This window comes from Veillonella sp. 3913, from assembly GCF_003992235.1.
Lineage (GTDB): Bacteria > Bacillota > Negativicutes > Veillonellales > Veillonellaceae > F0422.
In genome coordinates this window covers 486,676-503,760 of record NZ_RQVF01000001.1, presented here as the reverse complement: position 1 = coordinate 503,760, position 17,085 = coordinate 486,676, and the positions used below count along the sequence as shown (strand labels likewise).

At 38.5% G+C, this 17,085-nt stretch carries 15 protein-coding genes; all 15 read left to right on the top strand.

Annotated elements, in window-relative coordinates; translation table 11 throughout:
* The first annotated feature begins 8 nt into the window (after positions 1-8).
* Positions 9-1,310: a phosphoribosylamine--glycine ligase gene (purD, locus tag EO113_RS02515; RefSeq protein WP_127135472.1), complete on the top strand. Its 1,302-nt coding sequence runs from the start codon at positions 9-11 to the stop codon at positions 1,308-1,310.
* A gap of 67 nt (positions 1,311-1,377) precedes the next feature.
* Complete coding sequence (gene nhaA, locus EO113_RS02510) at positions 1,378-2,562, top strand: Na+/H+ antiporter NhaA (RefSeq protein ID WP_127135471.1); 1,185 nt, start codon at positions 1,378-1,380, stop codon at positions 2,560-2,562.
* A 322-nt stretch (positions 2,563-2,884) separates the two neighbouring features.
* Positions 2,885-3,688: a peptidoglycan-binding protein gene (locus EO113_RS02505; RefSeq protein ID WP_305037026.1), complete on the top strand. Its 804-nt coding sequence runs from the start codon at positions 2,885-2,887 to the stop codon at positions 3,686-3,688.
* Between the two features lie 203 nt (positions 3,689-3,891).
* Positions 3,892-4,551, top strand: a complete 660-nt coding sequence (locus tag EO113_RS02500) for a TerC family protein (RefSeq protein ID WP_082717820.1) — start codon at positions 3,892-3,894, stop codon at positions 4,549-4,551.
* Positions 4,552-4,811: 260 nt separating this feature from the next.
* Positions 4,812-6,200, top strand: coding sequence for a 23S rRNA (uracil(1939)-C(5))-methyltransferase RlmD (gene rlmD, locus EO113_RS02495; RefSeq protein WP_127135470.1), 1,389 nt, complete (start codon positions 4,812-4,814; stop codon positions 6,198-6,200).
* Positions 6,201-6,364: 164 nt separating this feature from the next.
* Complete coding sequence (locus EO113_RS02490; RefSeq protein ID WP_009354058.1) at positions 6,365-6,604, top strand: GlsB/YeaQ/YmgE family stress response membrane protein; 240 nt, start codon at positions 6,365-6,367, stop codon at positions 6,602-6,604.
* Positions 6,605-7,057: 453 nt separating this feature from the next.
* Positions 7,058-8,650 (top strand): ABC transporter substrate-binding protein, encoded by a 1,593-nt coding sequence (locus EO113_RS02485; RefSeq protein ID WP_038145150.1) that lies wholly within the window; start codon positions 7,058-7,060, stop codon positions 8,648-8,650.
* Positions 8,651-8,667: 17 nt separating this feature from the next.
* Positions 8,668-9,654: an ABC transporter permease gene (locus tag EO113_RS02480; RefSeq protein WP_126940896.1), complete on the top strand. Its 987-nt coding sequence runs from the start codon at positions 8,668-8,670 to the stop codon at positions 9,652-9,654.
* Positions 9,651-10,505, top strand: coding sequence for an ABC transporter permease (locus EO113_RS02475; protein ID WP_126940897.1), 855 nt, complete (start codon positions 9,651-9,653; stop codon positions 10,503-10,505). The genes EO113_RS02480 and EO113_RS02475 overlap by 4 nt, the downstream gene beginning before the upstream one ends.
* Before the next feature lie 9 nt (positions 10,506-10,514).
* Entirely contained in the window at positions 10,515-11,345 is an 831-nt protein-coding gene (locus EO113_RS02470) for an ABC transporter ATP-binding protein (protein ID WP_126940898.1), read from the top strand.
* Entirely contained in the window at positions 11,332-11,940 is a 609-nt protein-coding gene (locus EO113_RS02465; RefSeq protein ID WP_126940899.1) for an ABC transporter ATP-binding protein, read from the top strand. Before EO113_RS02470 ends, EO113_RS02465 begins: the two co-directional genes overlap by 14 nt.
* A gap of 113 nt (positions 11,941-12,053) precedes the next feature.
* Complete coding sequence (locus EO113_RS02460; protein ID WP_126940900.1) at positions 12,054-13,400, top strand: anaerobic C4-dicarboxylate transporter; 1,347 nt, start codon at positions 12,054-12,056, stop codon at positions 13,398-13,400.
* Positions 13,401-13,492: 92 nt separating this feature from the next.
* Positions 13,493-14,776, top strand: a complete 1,284-nt coding sequence (locus tag EO113_RS02455; protein ID WP_062403123.1) for an APC family permease — start codon at positions 13,493-13,495, stop codon at positions 14,774-14,776.
* Between the two features lie 390 nt (positions 14,777-15,166).
* Complete coding sequence (locus EO113_RS02450; RefSeq protein ID WP_126940901.1) at positions 15,167-16,432, top strand: N-acetylmuramoyl-L-alanine amidase; 1,266 nt, start codon at positions 15,167-15,169, stop codon at positions 16,430-16,432.
* A 3-nt stretch (positions 16,433-16,435) separates the two neighbouring features.
* A complete protein-coding gene (locus EO113_RS02445) occupies positions 16,436-16,990 on the top strand; it encodes a GerMN domain-containing protein (RefSeq protein WP_009353602.1) in 555 nt (184 codons plus the stop codon).
* The last annotated feature ends 95 nt before the right edge of the window (positions 16,991-17,085 follow it).

Genomic DNA, 17,085 nt, shown 5'->3' with positions numbered 1-17,085 from the left:
AGGTATCTATGAAAGTATGTATTATCGGCAATGGCGGTCGTGAACACGCTTTAGCTTGGAAGTTACATCATAGCCCATCTGTCACAGATGTCTATGTAGTACCAGGAAATGCGGGCATGGCATCCGTAGCAACGATGGTAGAAATAGATTGGAAACATCGAGAAACCCTGATGACTTGGTTGGTTGAATATCAGATTGATTTAGTGGTAATAGGTCCAGAACTCCCTTTAGTAGAGGGACTTAGTGATGCGATCCGAGCAGTGGGGATTCCAGTATTTGGACCATCCAAGCAGGCTTCCCGATTAGAAGGGTCTAAGTCGTTTGCGAAAGAGTTAATGTATCGATATGAGATTCCTACGGCAAAGTATGAGGTTTGCAAAGATGTAGAAACAGGAAACAGCATTATTCATCAATGGGGGGTGCCCATTGTATTAAAGAGAGATGGCCTCTGGGGCGGTAAAGGTGTCACCATTTGCGAGACTTTCACAGAAGCAGAACAAGTGTTGGAAGAGATACTGAGCAGTTCGGAAGAAAGCGTTGTGATTGAGGAATATATGCAAGGACAGGAGCTATCTTTGTTGTCCTTTGTGGACGGTACTCACGTCTTACCTATGATAGGAGCAAGAGATCATAAACGATTATTAGACCATGATGAAGGCCCGAATACGGGTGGTATGGGAGCCTATGCACCTGTGCTAGAACTGAATGACAGTTTAGAGCAAGAGATTGTAGACACTATGGTAAAACCCATCGTGAAAGCCATGGCAGAAGAAGGCTATCCTTATATAGGGTGTTTGTATACAGGTCTTATGCTTACCGAGGAAGGACCGAAAGTAGTAGAATTCAATGCTCGCTTCGGAGATCCAGAAACACAAGTGATATTACCATTATTACAGAGTGATCTAGGAGATATCATGTATGCTACGGCTACGGGTCAGTTAGAGGGAATGACCTTGGAGTGGTCTAAACAATATGCGGCATGTGTTATCTTAGCATCTAAAGGATATCCACAACAGCCCTTGACAGGTCGAAGTGTCATAGGAGATATTCATACTATGGATACTGTATCGATGGTATTTCACTCTGGTACGGCATATGAAAGAGGTCACTATGTAACGCAAGGTGGTCGTGTATTAGGTGTTGTAGGAGTAGGAGATACATTAGAACAATCCTTAGGACATGCCTATGAACGTGTGGCAATGATTGACTTTGAGGGACAACAGTATCGTAAGGACATCGGAAAATCGAGTGTTGGATTTTGTATACATGCGCAATATAGAAAAAATTCGATAGATAAAGAATATAATTAGTGATATAATAACAAAAGAATATGTTAGTTATTTAATGATATATATTACATAGTAGAGGGGTAATTGTATGAATCGAATTGTATCTTTTTTTACATCACCATCAGCAGGGGGTGTACTACTCTTTGTAGCTGCTGTGGTAGGAGTGCTATTGGCAAACTCTCCAGTAGAAAGTTTGTACCACTCTTTGCTTCATGCTAAATTAGGACCATTGTCCATTGAATTATGGATTAATGACGTGGCCATGGCGGTCTTCTTTTTATTTGTAGGCCTTGAAGTAAAACGGGAAATGATTGCAGGGGAATTGAATACCAATGCAAAACGATTTTTGCCTGGTATTGCAGCATTTTTTGGCCTTTTAATGCCGGCTTTAATCTATTATTTCATTGTCGGTTATCATCCAGAATATATTCATGGTTGGGGGATTCCAACAGCTACAGACATTGCCTTTGCCATCGGTATCGTTTCACTCTTAGGTGATCGAGTACCCATTGCAATGAAAGTATTTTTAACTACCTTGGCTGTTATGGATGACTTGATGGCTATTGTTATCATTGCTTTTTTCTATACAGCGGAGTTAAACTTCTTTTACTTATTCGTAGCAGCAATCATCGTGTTCATGTTACAATACGTAAACCGTATGAACTATACGAGACCAATTCCGTATTTAGCATTAGGATTTGGCCTTTGGTTCTGTGTGTTTAAATCAGGGTTGCATGCTACCTTAGCAGGTGTAATTTTAGCGGCTTTTATTCCATACCATGGCATACGTGATGGTCGTCATGTATCTCCATTATCTGAATGGGAACACACCTTAAGTAACTGGGTTACCTATTTAATTATTCCAATCTTTGGTTTTGCCAATGCAGGAGTATCTTTCCACGGATTTACTTTAGAAAGCTTTGCCCATCCAGTTGTATTAGGTGTTGCAGTAGGCTTAGTATTAGGTAAACAAGTAGGTGTGTTTGGTACCTTGTTCTTGCTAGTGAAATCTAAACTAGTAGAAATGCCAGCTCAAACCAATTGGGTTCATGTGTATGGTATTGCCCTATGTTGTGGTATCGGATTTACCATGAGTTTGTTCGTATCCTTGTTAGCATTTCCTCCAGGAGAAGCTCAAGAAATGGCAAAAGTTGGTATCTTCGTAGGCTCTATCGTATCTGGTATCTTGGGATATATAGTATTGCGCATTGCTGGACGTAAACAACAAGTGAGTGTATCTGAATATGATATGATCAAAGGACAACATATTTAATTGTATACTTCATAGAGAGTAGAGGCTCTATATAAGCTGTAGTGAAAGAAAACTTTCATTACAGCTTTTTAATTATGCCAATTTAGTATAGCAACCCCATTTTTATGCATAATTACTATAGAAATTGAGGAAAACTAACATTTATTAGTGTATATATGTAGTAGGTGGTATTTCCTATGGGGAGAGATTTATACCACATGTGGGAAAAATATAATAAAAATAGGTACTAAGTGGTGTTAAAGTGTTAAAAAAGTCCTATTTTTTTGACGTATCTCCCAAAAAATGGTAAAATGTATAAGCATTTAGATATGAGGTGAACATCGTGAAAAAAATAACTCTCCTAGCGATTCTCCTGTTGGTATGTACCATGGTGACAGCTTTGGCAACATCAGGACGTGGTGATCGCGGTCAAGAGGTAGAAGAGTTACAAGCGTTGTTAGTAGCCCAAGGCTATTTGCTTGATACAGCAGATGGAGTGTTTGGGAATAATACAGAATACGCAGTACTCGTCTTTCAGAAAGAACACGGGTTAACTCCAGATGGTAGAGTTGGCAAGGAAACTATGCGTGCTTTACTAGAGAATCAAAAACACTTTGAGGGGCAACAAGCATCTCGAAATACCCGTAGTGTAGAAGTATCACGGTTTGGTGATCGTGGTCGCAACATAGAAGAAGTACAACTTAAATTAGTAGATAGTGGATTTTCTCCTGGAGCTGTTGATGGTGTCTTTGGGGATGGAACTAAAGAAGCTTTGATTCGTTTCCAGCGTCATTATGGATTACCAGTGACAGGAACTGTTGATAGTGCTACATGGTCAAAATTATCTATCAAACGAGGCAAACCAACAAGCTATAAAAAAACATTAGAAATGGAAGCAAGTGCCTATTCAAGTTATGAATCTGGTACACATACAGCTAGAGGCAACGCACTTCGCCGTGGGTATGTTTCGGTAGATCCTAATGTAATTCCATTAGGAACAGAAGTGTATGTGGAAGGATATGGTTATGCTGTAGCGGATGATACAGGTGGTGCTATTATAGGTCATCGCATTGATTTGGCTATGGATAGCTATAATGAGGCCATCCAATTTGGTCGTCGAACAGTAAAAGTATATATTTTAGATTAGAGAAGTCATTGATTTGTTGTAAAACAGAAAGAACATCTAATTGCAAACGTGTTATTACACAAAAATAAAGAGGTAGGAACTAGAGTAATTTAGTTGTTACTAATATAGAGGATAGCTGATTCAGAGAATTGGCTATCCTTTGTTTTATGGGTTCCCTATGCTATAATAAAATGTATTCTAAGTAGTAAATATAGGAGGATATGGTGGATATTACATCAACACAAGGGTTATTAGCAATTTTACAAATTATTATTATTGATATATTATTGGCTGGCGATAATGCTATCGTTATTGGTATGGCAGCTAAAAACTTGCCGGAACATTTGCGTAAACGTGCTATTTTCTGGGGCACAGCAGGGGCAATTGTTTTGCGTCTAGTGATGGCCATTTTGTTTATTGAAGCTTTAGATAATATTCCTGCATTACGCATTGTTGGTGGGATTATGTTGCTTTGGATTGGCTATTCCTTATTGAAAGATGGCGATAATGAACACAATATTGAAGCAAAAGATAATATCTGGGGCGCTATTGCTACGATTATCATTGCTGATGGTGTGATGGGCATCGATAATGTGCTAGGCGTTGTGGCAGCAGCAGAAGGTCATTTTGGGCTAGTAGTAGCTGGTATGTTAGTAACAGTGCCAATTATTGTTTGGGGCAGTACTATCTTTGTAAAACTGATTGATAAATTCCCTGTTATTCTATACGCAGGTGGTGGTATCCTAGGATGGGTCTCTGCTAGCATGATTCAACATGATCCAATGGCAGCACCATATATTGAACCATATAGCTTGCCATTCCATGTTGGATGTGTCGTATTGGTATTAGGAGCAGCGATCATTCGCAATCGTTTAGTGAAATAAACTGGTATTGGTAAAAGTAACAGCTCAATGCACTAGAACATAAGGCATACTAGTTTTGAAAAAGAGTGTGATACATAGGCATACAGTCTCCATGATGGAGGCTGTATGCTTTTTCTTTTTTGAGAGGAGCAGGTTATAGAATACAATGAGTTGCTTTCACTACCAATGATGTAAGGAGTCGTGTAAAGAACATATAAAAATGATATAATAAAAAGACATACATTGATACAAACGATTACATTGTGTATAAGGATATATAGATGAGTGAGAAGAAGAAACAACAGAAAGCACCGGTGTGCGTTGGACATACATATACGATAGAGATTCACGGCACCGGCAGTAGTGGCGAAGGGGTAGGCAAATACGAAGGGTTTACAGTATTTGTGCCCTATGCTTTACCGAATGAAATGGTGCAAGTGAAGATTACCATAGTCAAAAAGAATTATGCTGTAGGAGATATTGTAGAGGTGCTCACACCGTCTGCAGAGCGAGTGGCCCCAGAATGTAAGGTATATGGCAATTGTGGGGGCTGCCAATTACAACATGCGTCCTATACAGAACAATTGCGACTAAAAACAGAATCTGTGAAAGCCGTTATCGAACGGATTGCTAAATGTGACCCCAATTTGGTATTACCTTGCATAGGCCCAGAGCAGCCTTGGCGGTATCGGAATAAAATGCAAATGCCTGTAGGTGGCACCGTAGACAAAATTCGTATGGGATTTTATCAAAAGGGATCCCATAGCATCATTAACCATGAACATTGCCCTATTCAAGATGTAGGCAATGATGAGATTCGTAAAGTTTGCTATGAAGCTATGAATAAATTGGGAATCGAACCTTATGATGAGTATACGGAAAGAGGTGTCATTCGTCATGTTGTGGGTCGTATTGGGAAAGATGAATGGATGGTTATCCTCGTAAGTCGCACAGCGAATATTCCTCGTGAATCGGAATTGGTAGACCGTATCGTAAGAGCATTGCCACAGGTAACATCCATCGTAGTGAATCACAATCCAAAACAAACGAATGTGATTTTAGGACCTACGAATCGTACCATTTATGGAAAAGACCAAATTACAGATTACATCAAAGATTTGTCCTTTCAATTGTCACCGCATTCTTTCTTTCAAGTGAATCCAGAACAAACCACGGTACTATATGATACAGCTTTGGAATTTGCGGACTTGAAAGGCCATGAAATGGTGATAGATGCGTATTGTGGAACAGGAACTATTTCTTTGTTCTTGGCTCACAAAGCAAAACATGTCATTGGAATTGAAATCGTTGAGCCTGCCATCAAAGATGCGAAAAAGAATGCAGAACGAAATGGATACGATAATACAGAATTTATCGTAGGCGATGCAGCGGTGGAAATGCCTAAGTTGTATAAACAAGGCATTAAGCCAGATGTGATTGTATTCGATCCCATCCGTGCAGGCTGCAAAGAAGATGTATTACATGCTGCTGTTGGGATGGGGCCAGAACGGATAGTGTACGTGTCTTGTAACCCATCCTCCATGGCACGAGATATAGAAATACTGACAAAACAGGGCTACCAATTGGTAAAAGTTCAACCAGTGGATATGTTCCCGCAGACGTATCATACAGAAGCTGTGGCGCTGCTTACCAGGAGTGAAGCCATGTAGTAAGCATTAGATCGGCCTATGTCAGGGGATGTCCAAGAGTTCGAGGGAAGCGAGTTTGATTAATCATCACAGTTGATGTAGAATACAATTGAGGTCTTTATTACAGAAGCTACTAAGTATAGTGCTTTCATATAAATATATACACTTTATAAAGGAGGGGTAGTATGATTTGGTCATGTATTATTGGTGGATTGATTGGATTTATTGCAGGTAAAATTACTAAAAAAGCTGGATCTATGGGTATTATTGCTAGAATTATTGCAGGCTTAATAGGTTCTTCTGTGGGACAAGCAATTTTTGGCACTTGGGGGCCAAGCTTAGCTGGGATGGCTTTGATTCCTTCAGTCATTGGTGCAGTGATTGTCATTGCTGTAGTATCTTTTTTCTTTGGAAAGAAAAAGTAAAAATATGTTAATTAAGTAGAGAAGAAACATAAGTTAGTATATGGATGCGTGTATATATATTTATAGATGGTCTTTTATACTACTTATGTTTCTTTTAATTTGAGAATATATTTATTTCTCACGTATAACCGAAAGTTATTTGACGAATGACGATCGTGTATTGTAAGATTAAAGATAATTACATATAGGTGAAAGAACTGATAAGATATTAGAAAGTTTTAATTCATAAAGTCTTTTAGAATATATCTAAAGTTGTTTTATGATGTTTGTAATCAATAGTGGTTACCTAATTTATATAAGAAGAGGGTATCTTTTTTATACGATAGGTGCACTATGGATTTTTTATAAAGATGATTAATTATATATCCGTTTAATCATTATGTTTTATTCGAAAGGAGGATATAGGTTTTAAGTTTAGGGTATAAATATTTTATTTTTGAAAGGGCGTACGTTATGTTAAAAAGATTATTTATGCTTGTAACCACGATTATGGCATTTTTAATGATTGCTGGTTGCGGTGGCAATACAGATCAGGCGAGAGCTGATCGTGCAGCCAAGGGAGAAATTGTTATTTCCATGGGGAAATATATGATTAATGGTGGTTATGACCCTACTAGTGGATGGGGTATGTGGGCTGCGGATCCATTCCACTCTGCGTTATATACAAGAAATGATAAAAAAGAACTGGAAATGGATTTAGCGAAAGATGTAACCATATCTCCAGATGGCTTGCATTATACATTTAAAATTCGTGATGATGTTAAGTTCTCTGATGGTCAACCACTAACAGCTAAAGATATTGTATTTACTTATGAAACAGCACAAAAGGCAGGTGGCTATGTAGATCTTACTTTCATGGAATCAGTCGTGGCAAAAGATGACTATACGGTAGAATTTACATTGAAAAAACCTTGGTCTCCATTTCTTGAAATAACTTCTACATTGGGGATTGTACCAGCCCATGCGTATAATAAAGAAACTTACGGTTCACAACCAATTGGTTCTGGTCCATGGAAAGTAGTGGCATTCCAAAAAGAGCAACAGTTAATTATGGAACCGAATGAATATTATTATGGTGAAAAACCAAAATTAAAAAAAGTGACAGTTTTAAATATTGCTGAAGATGCTGCAGTAGCAGCGGCTAAATCTGGTCAAGTGGATGTTTTATTCTTGAACTCTGACTATGCGAATGCAAAAGTAGATAATATGAAAGTATTTACGATGCAAACTATAGCTTCTTTTACATTGAATCTTCCAACACAACCAGAACGTGAAGAAAATGGTATGAAAGTAGGTAATAATATTACGTCTGATCCAGCCATTCGTAAAGCTTTAAATATTGGTATTAATCGTGCAGAAATTATCAAAAATGCATTGAATGGATTTGGTGAACCAACATACATGTATTCCAAAGAGCTAGCATGGGTTAATCCAGAATTAAATATCACAGATAATCGTGTAGAAGAAGCGAAAAAAATTCTTGAAGATGCTGGATGGAAAGACACAGATGGTGATGGAATTCGTGAAAAAAATGGCGTAAAAGCTGAATTTAAAATTTCCGGTCGTTCCAACGATTTACAACGTTATAATACAGCAGTAGCGCTAGCAGCGGATGCAAAAAAATTGGGCATCAATATGATTGCGGAATCTATGGCATGGTCTGATGCTCGTAAAATTGCTCGTAATGTACCTACAATTTGGAATTCTAGTGACTTTAATCCATTGTCTCTTTACATGTATTTCCATAGTTCCCAAATTGGTAAAAACGTAATTAATAACCCAGCTATGTATAGCAATCCAACAGTAGATGCTCATATTGATGCGGCATTGGCAGCTAACAGCTGGGATGAAGCGATTAAAGAATTTAAGTTGGCTCAATGGGATGGAAAAACAGGTATAAAAGAAGATGTACCATATTTATGGATTGCCAATGTATCCGTTCCATATTTAGTTCGTGATGGTCTAGACCTAGGTAATGTAGGCGTTAATCAACGTGGACAAGGCATGGGTATTATAGCAAATCTTTCTCAATGGCAATGGAAATAGTATAGTAAGGATTACATATGAATCAGCAAATTTGGTCTTTTATTAGACAACAACTTATTCGTGTGGTACTTTTGATATTTGCTGTCAGCGTAGTTAGCTTTTTGCTCTTAGTTATTTCTCCGATTGATCCAATTGATGCGTATTTTTCGGGATTATCTGTGACGGAGGAGCAAAAAGCGGCTATGGCTGCTTTCTGGCAATTTGATAAGCCACCAGTAGAACGATACTGTATTTGGGCAGCAGACTTGTTACAAGGTAATTGGGGAGTTTCCTTCCTTTACAATGAACCTGTTATTAATGTCATTGCTGAGAAGTTCCAAGAAACTCTTTTGTTAATGATGCTTTCATGGGTACTAGCTGGATTGGTAGGGTTTTTCTTTGGTATCGTCAGTGGCGTATACGAGGGAACATGGATTGATAAAATCATCAATGGGTTTTCCTTGTTGTGCGTATCTATACCAACCTTTTGGTTAGGCATTGTGGTGCTATTTATTTTTGCAGTGGAATTACAATGGTTTCCCTTTGCCTTATCCACTCCCATTGGTAAAATCGGGGCAGATGTCACATGGGCAGAGCGATTATACCATGTGGTCTTACCCGCATTAACTTTAGCGGTTACGGGTGTCTCTGCTATCACTCTACATACGAGACAAAAGATGATCGATTGCTTAGGCAGTAATTATATGTTATTTGCAGAAGCTAGAGGGGAAACGCTGTGGCAACGTGTGTTACGACATGGGTTGAGGAATGTGATGATTCCAGCGATTATATTACATTTTGCATCTTTTGCTGAACTATTCGGAGGTGCCATTTTAACAGAAGTCGTATTCTCCTATCCTGGTTTAGGTAGTGCGGTGACATTGGCAGGTTTGCGAGGAGATGTTCCATTATTATTAGGTATTTCATTTTTTAGTGCCATCTTTGTATTTGTTGGCAATTTAATTGCTAATATATTGTATGCAGTGGTGAATCCAGAAATTAGGAAAGGGGGACATGAGATATGAATGACGATGTAATAGAAGTATCGACTGTTCATTCTTGGACAAGACGTAAAAAAATGTTGCTGTTAGCATCTTTTGTATCTGTTGTCCTTGTATTGATTACCATTGCAGGGGCACTTATGCCAGAAGAAAGTTATGCAATCAATTATGGTAATAAATACGCAGAGCCGTCCTTGCAATATATATTTGGTACTGACCATATGGGAAGAGATATGCTATATCGTTGTATCAAAGGTCTATCGATTAGTATTCAAGTAGGATTATTGGCTGCTTTTGTCAGTTCTTGTATAGCATTGGTGCTAGGAACTTTATCTGCTACCTTTGGTGGAAAAGTAGATGCCTTTATCTTGTGGCTTGTTGATTTATGTATGGGGGTTCCGCATATTTTGCTAATCCTCATGATTTCTGTGTCCTTAGGGGGAGGAATGAAAGGTATTGTCATCGGTGTGGTGGCGACACATTGGACTCGCTTAACACGATTGATACGGGCAGAGGTCATGCAACTTCGTAAAGAACCATATGTGTTGGCAGCGCGTAATTATGGTCATTCCTATTTCCGTATTGCCAAAGAGCATTTTGTGCCACATGTTTTACCACAATATATCATTGGTCTTGTGTTATTGTTTCCTCATGCTATCTTGCATGAAGCTGGCATTACCTTTTTAGGCTATGGGTTACCATTAGACTTACCAGCTATTGGTATCATATTGTCTGAATCGATTCGTCATATCTCTTTAGGATTATGGTGGTTGGCCTTTTTCCCTGGCATGACATTAATGGTTGTGGTATTTTTCTTTGATCGATTGGGAGAAGCTTTAAAAGAGTTATTCGACCCTGCACATTCGCAGCGATAGGAGGTTCTCATGAAAGAAGAATTATTGCGGGTAGAGAACCTTGCAGTCACGTTTGAAATGTACCAAGGGAAACTTTCAAAACGCCATGTACAGGGGATTAAGGATATTTCACTGAGTGTCTACACAGGAGAAATATTAGCCGTAGTCGGTGCCAGCGGGTCAGGAAAATCCTTGTTAGCGCACGCTATTATGGGATTATTGCCTTATAACTCTACTGTGGATGGGAAGATTTTCTATAAAGGAGAAGAGTTAACTCCGAAACAACAAGAACTCTATCGTGGTTCAGAGATGGCTCTAGTACCACAGTCGATCACCTATTTGGATCCGACTATGAAAGTGGGAAAACAAGTTGTTGGACTAACAGGGAATATGGCGGAACAAGAAGCCGTATTTGCGAAATTAGCATTGCGTGAAGGTGTGAGTCGTATGTATCCCTTTGAACTATCTGGTGGTATGGCACGGCGCGTGCTAGTATCGACAGCATTGATTAGTCATGCTCAGTTTATTGTAGCGGACGAACCAACTCCTGGTATGGAAATGAAAGATGCTGTGCAAGCCTTACAGATGTTCCGTGATATGGCGAATGAAGGAAAAAGCTGTATGCTCATTACCCATGACTTAGATTTGGCTATTCATGTGGCAGATCGTGTAGCTGTATTTTATGATGGTCGCTTAATTGATGTGACAGAGGCAAGAAACTTTCAAAGTCCAGAGCTGTTAACACATCCGTATACACGTGCTTTATTTAATGCATTGCCACAGAATGAGTTTAGGGACTATTCTAAAGCAGAAGTTGAACAATTTTTGATGACAAAGGAGGGATATGATGTTAGACATTAAAAATCTCACCTTTGGGTATCATGGGGGTGAATTTGTACTGAATGATGTGTCTTTACAAATTGAACAAGGTAAGCGTATTGCATTACTGGGTCCTAGTGGATATGGTAAAAGCACATTAGCTAAAATTTTAGCAGGGTATATGTTGCAAAGAAGTGGCATCGTCACCTTAGATGGGCAAGATATTCGGGAGATACAAGGATACAATCCGATTCAATTGATTTATCAACATCCTGAAAAAGCCTTAAACCCTAGATGGAAACTCAAAAAGAGTTTAGATGAAGCTTGGGATATTCCAGAGTCCTTATTGGATCGTATGGGCATCGAAAGAGAATGGTTGTCTCGTTGGCCTAATGAATTATCTGGTGGTCAATTACAACGGATCTCTATTTTACGTGCTCTTTCACCACAGACGAAAGTATTGATAGCAGACGAGATTACCGCTAGTTTAGATGCGATTACACAAGCGCAATTATGGTCTGTCATTTTAGAAGAAGTAGATAAGCACAATATGACATTGGTGCTGATTACGCATAATCGTCATTTAGCAAACCGAGTTTGTGAAGAATTAGTGGAAATGAATGTAATTAATAACTAACTTTCATGTAAAATATATCCTATAGAAGCGGTTTATCACTGTTTTTATTACGTCACTTGCCGTATAATGTATACGACAAGTGATTTTTTTATTAGAAAGGATTTAGTAATTTCATGATTATTTTATTCGGATTTATTCTATTGTTAGCTTGCTTAATTGTTGGTGTAAGACATGGTGGCTTAGGCTTAGCCGCTGTATCTGGTATCGGTCTTGCTATTTACGTATTTGTAATTGGTCTTGTACCCGGTAAACCGCCAATTGACGTAATGCTAACGATTATGGCAGTTGTAACTTGTTCTGGTTTCTTACAAGCTTCCAAAGGTTTGGATGTCATGCTTGTATACGCAGAAAAATTTCTTCGTAGTAATCCCAAACAAATTACTATTTTAGCGCCGATCACAACATGGTTCTTAACTGTGTTATGCGGAACAGGACACGTAGTGTATACGATGTTCCCAATCATCTATGACATTTCTATCAAAGAGGGGATTCGTCCAGAACGACCAATGGCTGTGGCATCCATAGCTTCTCAAATGGGGATTTGTGCATCTCCAGCATCCGTTGCGGTTGTATCTGTAGTAGCTATGTTAGGGGCAGTCAACTTCCCAGCTAGCGTGGTAACGATTTTATCCATTACAATTCCAGCTACATTTATTGGCGTTATTGTAGCTGGTGTATGGAGTATGCGTCGTGGTAAGGAATTGGCCAATGACCCTGACTTCCAAGCTCGTATTCAAGATCCTGAACAACGTGCCTATATCTATGAAGAGAATAAAGAAGCTAGTGTTGTAAAAGAACTTCCTCGCACAGCATATTGGGCAACCATCATTTTCTTACTAGGTATTTTGGTCATTGCTTTATTCGGTAGTTTCCCTAACCAATTATTGCCATTAGTTCCTAATGCAAAAGGTCTATGGAAACCATTATCCATGACTCCAACAATTCAAATTGCGATGCTTGTGATGGCAGCTTTAATTCTGTTGGTTTGTAAAGTAAAAGTTAGCGATGTAACAAGTGGTTCTGTATTCAAATCTGGTATGATTGCTGTTGTGTCGGTATACGGTGTAGCTTGGATGGCAGAAACCTATTTTGGTGCCTATATTCCACAATTCAAAACAACTCTATCGAGTGTGGTAGTAGAGCATCCATGGACCTATGCACTTGTATTGTTTATCATTTCTAAATTGGTTAACTCTCAAGCAGCAGCACTCGCTATCGTGGTGCCAATGGGTTTAAGTGTAGGCGTAGATCCATTGATTGTGTTATCCTTCATACCTGCATGTTATGCATACTTTGTATTGCCAACGTATCCATCTGACTTAGCATGTATTGGTTTTGACCGTTCTGGTACAACACGAATTGGTAAATTTGTTATTAATCATAGCTTTATTATTCCAGGTATTATCGGAGTATTTACAAGCTGTGTTGTTGGGTATTTTATTGCTCACGCATTATTCTAATATGATGTGATGATATGTATATACTGTCTGTATATACATTCTAGTAGTACAACTATGAGCTTTGAAAGGCAACAGTACAAGGAGAAAGTAGTATGTTAAACAACAAGTTAGGCCTCATGAGTATCATACTCTTAGGGGTGAATGCAATTATTGGTACAGGAATTTTCCTGCTTCCAGGTAAAGCGGCTGCGTTGGTAGGCGTCAACAGTTTATGGGTTATCGTATTCGATGCTCTACTAGTGATGTCCATTGCCTTATGTTTTGCCGAAATGGGCGGTATGTTCAATAAGAACGGCGGTCCATATGTCTATGCAAAGGAAGCATTTGGTAACTTCGTAGGTTTTGAAGTTGGTTTTATGAAATGGGCAATTGCAACAATTGCTTGGTCTGCTATGGCAGTAGGTTTTGCTACTGCTCTTGGTGCGGTATGGGAACCAGCAAGTACAGAAATGGGTAAAAATGTGATTGCCACATTGATTATCGTGGTACTTGGTATCATGAATATCATGGGTGTTAAGATTTCAAAAATTATCAATAATATCGTAACTATAGGTAAATTGTTGCCATTAATTTTCTTCATCCTAGTAGGTATTTTCTATGTGAAAGGTGTTAACTTCCAACCAATGCAATCTGTGCCAGATATGACGCAAGCAAGCTTTGGAGCGGCAGCTTTAATTATTTTCTACGCTTTCACAGGTTTTGAATCTATTGCGGTAGCAGCGGAAGATATGGAAAACCCTGAACGCAATGTGCCAAAAGCAATTATTCTTGTATTAACACTGGTATCTATTGTATATATCTTAATTCAAGCGATTTGTATTGGTATCATGGGTGATTCCCTTGTTACATCTAAAACTCCTGTAGCCGATGCAGCCTTTGTGTTCATGGGACCTTTGGCGAAAGCAATTGTTACAGCAGGTACACTGATTTCTATCGGTGGTATTAACGTAGCATCTTCCTTCTTGGCACCACGTTCTGGGGTAGCTATGGCGGATGATGGACTGATTCCTAAAGTAGTATCCAAACGTAATAAAAAAGATGCTCCTTATGTAGCTATTATTGTCACTGTAGTATTTGCAGTTGTATTATCTTGGACTGGTAGTTTTGAAAAATTAGCAGCTATTTCCGTAGTATCTCGTTTTGCTCAATACTTACCTACATGCTTAGCAGTACTTGTATTCAGAAGCAAACGCCCAGATATGGATAGAACGTTCCGTGTTCCAATGGGACCAGTGATTCCAGTATTAGCTATTGTAGTTAGTGTTTGGTTGATAACACAATCTTCTTTGGAAAAAGTATTCTGGGGACTTGGTGGCTTAGTAGTAGGTGCTGTATTGTACTACATTATGAATCGTAATGGAAAACAAACAGCTTAGTCGCCTAAAATAATAAGTTCATAAGATATTTGTGGGTTCTTATCATTAGAGGATTATAAGTAGGTTATGAATGATTGAGCGGAAAGCTCTACATAACATGTATATATAAAAGTAAGAAACATAGGTAGGCATGTAATATAGTCAGTTTTGATGGATACATAAAGCCTACTTATGTTTCTTTTTTATTTTCTTTTTATATACTGTATGAAATGCTCAATGTAGTGAATCTTTTCTAGAAATACACAAGCAGATGCTAGTTCTGGATTTTAGATAAAATTGTAAAAAGAATAACTTTCATTACTTTTTCATGTATATAGCTCACAAGTATGGTATAATAAGGATACTGTCTAAAGAAAACTATCCAGTGCAATACAGATTGGAGTGAGATATTTGCGTAAGTTATTTGCCCTATTGGGTATGTTAGTATTGGTGTTACCAGTTCTGTTTGGTGTCACGAAGGCTGCGAATGTGACAGATCTTCATTGGGTGACAAGAAATGATGCACCAATTCCTTTTGTGAGAATGGTCTTTAGTTTATCAAGTCCTGTTCATGCTACGGCTTCTATTAGTGCTAGTGGTACATCGACTACATTAGTGCTAAAAAATGCTACTCTAGCAGGAGCACCTACATCAATTATGATGGATGATGGTATTGCTAAAAGTGCTACACTTTCACAACAAGGACAAGATACGCTAGTAAAAATTGAAACACCAAAAGCTATTGATGTAGAAGATTTAAAAGTATTTACATTAAAAAAAGACACTGTAAATAATAAGCCATACCGTATGGTGGTGGATATTCAGAAAAAAGGGGTGGCTCCACGAGAAAACTACTATGGGAAAAAGCCTGTAGTGGAGGCTAAATCTGCTGTAGCTGCTAAACCAGTGGTAGCTACTACATCTGCAGAGGTAAAACCTGTTGTACCTAAGGAAATACCAAAACCAGTGGCTAAGGTGGAGAAACCTAAGGTAAACTCACCGGCAAAAACAGAATCCAAGGAAGGACCTAAAAAACCAATTGTCTTACCAACAATCCCAGAAAAACCAGTGCCACAATCAGTAAGTTATCGCACATCTGGTGGCATCAAGGGTAAGATTATTGTGTTGGACCCTGGACATGGGGGTAGTGATCCAGGTGCTATTGGACCAACCGGATTACAAGAGAAGCAAGTGACCTTGCCTATATCAGAATATTTAAAATCTATACTGGAAGCGAAAGGTGCTAAAGTTATCTTGACTCGTACTACAGATGTAGATGTGTATGGTCCACATGCGAGTGGTGTTGATGAATTACAAGCTCGTGTGAATGTGGCAAATGCTAATCAAGCTGATGCATTTATCAGTATTCATATTAATTCTTTTTCCAATCCTAATGTAGGTGGGATTGCTACCTACTATTTTGACGGATCTGAGCAGTCGAAAAAACTAGCTTCTTCCGTACAAGGTCAGATTGCTGATCATAGTGGATTTAATGGTGATCGTGGTATTCAACCAGGAAATCTGTATGTATTACGACATTCCTTTATGCCATCTATATTGGTAGAGTTAGGATTTATTTCAAATCCTAAGGAGGAAGGTCATTTAAAAGAATCATCTACACGACAACAATTTGCTAATGAATTAGCAAAAGGGTTGGAAATCTATTTTGGAGGTTAATTCATGAAACAATCATTACGCTATGGCTTAGTGGCTATGATGAGCGTTTGTGTCATTGCTTTGGCGGGGTGTAATTCTCAAGATTTGAAACTAGATCTAGGAAAACAAACAACCGTTCAATCGACTACATCAGAAGATAAAAAAGCGATGGATAAGATGACAAAAATTGTGGTCTATGTACCGCGACAAGATGGGAAAGGCGTAATGCCACAACCGCTTACGATTGATAAAGAGCGTAAAACGGTAAAAGATGCCATAAATTTGATGATTGAGCAAGATGGTCGTGCAGAATATCCAGTCTTTGCAAAAGGCACAAAAGTAGTCGAAACATCAAAACATGATGATACTGTGACCGTGGTTTTGAATGATGACTTTTTACAGGATGCTACAGGTTTAACAGCCACACTTCGCATTGCATCTATCGTCAATACAGCAGTGGAATTTGATGGTGTACATAAGGTGTATGTAAAGGTAAAAGGAGTGACCTTGCCGACTTATGGTAATATTGATTTAACGCGTCCATTGAAACAAATGAAAGATAAAATCGTAAAAGATTAAGTACTATGTTAGGGGACTCTTCATAAAGAGTCTCCAACATTTTTATACCTTAAATTCATGGTAATTTAGTATGAAAAAAGATCTACAAACATATT

Coding starts and splice junctions, on each gene's coding strand:
- purD (WP_127135472.1), top strand. CDS start 9: ATGAAAGTATGTATTATCGGCAATGGCGGTCGTGAACACGCTTTAGCT.
- nhaA (WP_127135471.1), top strand. CDS start 1,378: ATGAATCGAATTGTATCTTTTTTTACATCACCATCAGCAGGGGGTGTA.
- rlmD (WP_127135470.1), top strand. CDS start 4,812: ATGAGTGAGAAGAAGAAACAACAGAAAGCACCGGTGTGCGTTGGACAT.
- EO113_RS02490 (WP_009354058.1), top strand. CDS start 6,365: ATGATTTGGTCATGTATTATTGGTGGATTGATTGGATTTATTGCAGGT.
- EO113_RS02485 (WP_038145150.1), top strand. CDS start 7,058: ATGTTAAAAAGATTATTTATGCTTGTAACCACGATTATGGCATTTTTA.
- EO113_RS02480 (WP_126940896.1), top strand. CDS start 8,668: ATGAATCAGCAAATTTGGTCTTTTATTAGACAACAACTTATTCGTGTG.
- EO113_RS02475 (WP_126940897.1), top strand. CDS start 9,651: ATGAATGACGATGTAATAGAAGTATCGACTGTTCATTCTTGGACAAGA.
- EO113_RS02470 (WP_126940898.1), top strand. CDS start 10,515: ATGAAAGAAGAATTATTGCGGGTAGAGAACCTTGCAGTCACGTTTGAA.
- EO113_RS02465 (WP_126940899.1), top strand. CDS start 11,332: ATGTTAGACATTAAAAATCTCACCTTTGGGTATCATGGGGGTGAATTT.
- EO113_RS02460 (WP_126940900.1), top strand. CDS start 12,054: ATGATTATTTTATTCGGATTTATTCTATTGTTAGCTTGCTTAATTGTT.
- EO113_RS02455 (WP_062403123.1), top strand. CDS start 13,493: ATGTTAAACAACAAGTTAGGCCTCATGAGTATCATACTCTTAGGGGTG.
- EO113_RS02445 (WP_009353602.1), top strand. CDS start 16,436: ATGAAACAATCATTACGCTATGGCTTAGTGGCTATGATGAGCGTTTGT.